Annotated in this window: 1 protein-coding gene; it reads left to right on the forward strand. The window is 45.8% G+C overall.

Annotated elements, in window-relative coordinates:
• Nucleotides 1-494, forward strand: a 494-nt coding sequence (locus R7Q46_RS28075) for an immunity 49 family protein (protein ID WP_318078421.1), incomplete at its 5' end; no start/stop codon positions are given.
• Nucleotides 495-622: the final 128 nt, after the last annotated feature.

The raw sequence follows: 622 nt of genomic DNA on the forward strand, positions 1-622 counted from the left end.
TTGTGCGTGACAGGCCAAGTTTAGACGCATTGGCGAACTTTCCGATTTCTTTGATGAGACAGAGCTCTACTAAAGCGGGTGAGCTGTCTTATATGCTAGTAGACGTAATTCAGTCGTTCCACAACCGCACACCGGATTATCCTGACAAGCTGGTTGCAGCAATGGACGCAGCGGTAGCCCAAGGGGATAACTGGGCGTTGGAAATTGCGATGGGGATCCTAGAAACCTTCGCGGCGCTCACTACCGACATTGGTTATGACTTTGAGAAAATGCTCGTTAAAAACCTACAGTTCCAAGAGAAATACCAAATGAGGCTTGATAAGCCAGAGGACTTGATTTCTATAGAAACTTTCATATCTTTCCCTCTTCTTGGCATGGCCTGTATGTGGTACGACAAAGGCAACCGTTTATCAGTTGAAACTGGTTGGCTTCCTCCTTATCTCGTCGAGGGGCGTTGGCTAGAAGATGTAAAAGCAGGGAAGATCACTCGATAAACTCCTTTAGCAAATCAATATATAAGCCATCTCTTATGGGGTGGCTTTTATGTTTGAGGTGGGGAGCTTGTTGTTTGTTGAACGCTCCATCATTGGTGGCATTACCAATATGCAGTCCACCATATCCA

The organism is Vibrio sp. 811, assembly GCF_033339195.1.